Raw genomic sequence first — 2,200 nt, forward strand, 5'->3', positions numbered from 1 at the left:
CGGCTGCCGCGATCAGGTGTCGGTGCCCTGGGCATGGGCCCTGATCTCGTCCAGCCGGTCCAGCAACTCGTCCTCGCGCCGGTCGAAGGTTTCCTCGTCGATGTCTCCTGCCACGAGCGCTCGTTCAAGTGCGGCGAGTTCCCGCTCGACGGGTGCCGGGTCGTAGTACTCGTTCTCCGCGGCCTCGACGACACGCTCCATGACCCAGGCCACGCCGCGCACCGGCGCCAGCGGAAGAGTCGCGAGTTGAGTCAGCAGTCCCATGAGGACTCCCTAGACGAAGCTGTAGGCGGGCAGCGGGCCGACCAGCCGCAGGTCGAAGTCCTCACCCAGTTCCTTGGCGATGTCCTCTTCCGCGCCGAGGAAGCTCTTCTCGTTGTCCCGCTCCACAAGGAAGGACACATTCAAGAAGTCGTTCCCGGTCGGCTGCGACGAGCGTTCTTCCCGCGCGAATCCGCGCAGCGCATCGAGGACTCCGACGGCGAGCCGATCCTGCCGGGCTTGCACTTCTTGGGAGACCAGCTCCCCAAGGGCGAGCGGCAGTTCCGGGCTGCTGCGGCCGCTTCTGATCTCCTCGTTGAGCTCGCGCGCCTCGTCGGACTCCCGAAGGATCTGGCGCAACAGCGCATCCTCGTCCTGGGCGGCCTTCAAGTGGTATTCCACGCAGCCCTCCAGCGCCCGCAAGCGTTCGCTGAACTCATCCGTGCCGTTCTCCAGGACCGCTCGTACCGTGTCGTCGTCCGTGGTGGTGAAGCCGAACTGCAGCGGCAGAACAGTGCCGTCGGCCATCAGCTGTTCCTGGACTGCCTGGTGTGCGCCGAGGTCTCGGCGTTTGGGACGCAGCTCCTCGGGCGCGTCGCTGACGACCGCGGACAGCATTTCGGTGCCCACCGTGCGAAGGGGCGCAGGCGGGTCCCCCACCCCGTGGAGGCCGTCCAAGCGCTGCGGATGGGTGGTCCTGACGATGGAATACACGTATACGGCCATGGTTCACTCCTCGCGGCGTCGGGCGGCAGGCCGACGCCGCGGCCGCTCCCGCCTCTCCTCGGGCTCCTTGCGCCTCTTCTCCGACTGCTCGGCCTCCTCGTCGTCATGTCCTCCCTTCAGGGCATCGGTCAGCACGTCAGCGGCTCCGCTCAGAGCACCCTTGGCCTTGCCATGCGCTCCGCCCTCGGTCACCTCGCCGACCAGGTCGGTCAGCTGAGACGGAGCCTTGCGGCCCTCCTCCAGGTCGAGGCGGTTGCAGGCCTCCGCGAAGCGCAAGTAGGTATCCACGCTCGCCACGACGATGCGGGCATCGATCTTGAGGATCTCGATGCCCACCAAGGACACACGTACAAAGACATCGATCACCAGGCCGCGGTCCAGAATCAGCTCGAGGATGTCGTAAAGGTTCCCCGACCCTCCTCCGCCGACCCTGGAAACGGTTCCTCCGCTCTGCGGCACCATAGTCACGGTGCCTCCTCTCAGCAGCCCACACCTGGCTCCGGACGTGGCCGTCTCCGTTTATCCGGCGAGCGGTGCAGCAGTGGTATTCCGGGCCTAGCCACGCGGGTCGATCTGGCCTCGGGTGTAGCGGCGGGTGCGCTCGTACGCCTGAAGTTCGCCTTCCTCGTCCAGCGTCACCCGGTAACTCGCCATCACGCTGGTGGTGCCGGGGATGCGCTCCAGCTCCAAGACTTCCACGTCCGCCTGCCAGCCGCCCTCCGTCGGCTTCAGCGCCGAGACGGACTCGGGTGCTCGCCCCAGAAGCTCCTGGAGCTGCTCAGCCGCATACCGCATGGCCCGCGGGGCCGAAACCCGACGGACCGCACGCTTCGTTTCGCTCGTGCGACTGCCGGCCCGTCCGGTGCTGGTTTTCCTGGCGGTCTTCTTGACGGTCTTCTTGCTGGACGGACGCCGGACGCGCCCTGTCTCGCCCTCTTCGCCTACGGCCATGTTTCCGCTCCGGAATCGGAGACGACATGATGCCCGCGTCACCTTCACAAGACGCCGTTCCATGATATACGGCCTGGGCCGACCGCATCTCGGAGCTCGCACATTGCTTCAGCGCCGGGAGCAGCCTCCTAACCGCGTGCCGTAGCCTTCCCACTGGCTGCACAGTGCCATCGCTGCCGCATAAGAAACGCTGTGTGAGTGGTGGGCTGGTGGGCTGGTGGGCTGGTGGGCTGGTGGGCTGGTGGGCACGCTATCCCCCAAG

Annotated in this window: 4 protein-coding genes; all 4 read right to left on the reverse strand. The window is 66.7% G+C overall.

What is annotated here, in order from left to right:
* Positions 1-12: 12 nt before the first annotated feature.
* The 4 genes from BT364_RS33600 to BT364_RS33615 all read right to left on the reverse strand — a co-directional run bounded on the left by BT364_RS33600 (position 13) and on the right by BT364_RS33615 (position 1,938).
* Complete coding sequence (locus BT364_RS33600; protein ID WP_072488991.1) at positions 13-264, reverse strand: gas vesicle protein GvpG; 252 nt, start codon at positions 262-264, stop codon at positions 13-15.
* A gap of 9 nt (positions 265-273) precedes the next feature.
* Entirely contained in the window at positions 274-987 is a 714-nt protein-coding gene (locus BT364_RS33605; RefSeq protein WP_072488992.1) for a GvpL/GvpF family gas vesicle protein, read from the reverse strand.
* 3 nt (positions 988-990) lie between these two features.
* Positions 991-1,449 carry a gas vesicle structural protein GvpA gene (locus BT364_RS33610; RefSeq protein ID WP_072488993.1) on the reverse strand — a complete coding sequence of 153 codons (459 nt, stop codon included), beginning with the start codon at positions 1,447-1,449 and terminating at the stop codon, positions 991-993.
* A 93-nt stretch (positions 1,450-1,542) separates the two neighbouring features.
* Positions 1,543-1,938, reverse strand: a complete 396-nt coding sequence (locus BT364_RS33615) for a gas vesicle protein GvpO (RefSeq protein WP_072488994.1) — start codon at positions 1,936-1,938, stop codon at positions 1,543-1,545.
* Positions 1,939-2,200: the final 262 nt, after the last annotated feature.

It is taken from the genome of Streptomyces atratus (assembly GCF_900119365.1).
GTDB classification, from domain to species: Bacteria; Actinomycetota; Actinomycetes; order Streptomycetales; family Streptomycetaceae; genus Streptomyces; species Streptomyces atratus_B.

What these genes read in the sequence shown, in the direction of transcription:
- BT364_RS33600 (WP_072488991.1), bottom strand. Translation starts at nt 264, where the DNA reads ATGGGACTGCTGACTCAACTCGCGACTCTTCCGCTGGCGCCGGTGCGC.
- BT364_RS33605 (WP_072488992.1), bottom strand. Translation starts at nt 987, where the DNA reads ATGGCCGTATACGTGTATTCCATCGTCAGGACCACCCATCCGCAGCGC.
- BT364_RS33610 (WP_072488993.1), bottom strand. Translation starts at nt 1,449, where the DNA reads ATGGTGCCGCAGAGCGGAGGAACCGTTTCCAGGGTCGGCGGAGGAGGG.
- BT364_RS33615 (WP_072488994.1), bottom strand. Translation starts at nt 1,938, where the DNA reads ATGGCCGTAGGCGAAGAGGGCGAGACAGGGCGCGTCCGGCGTCCGTCC.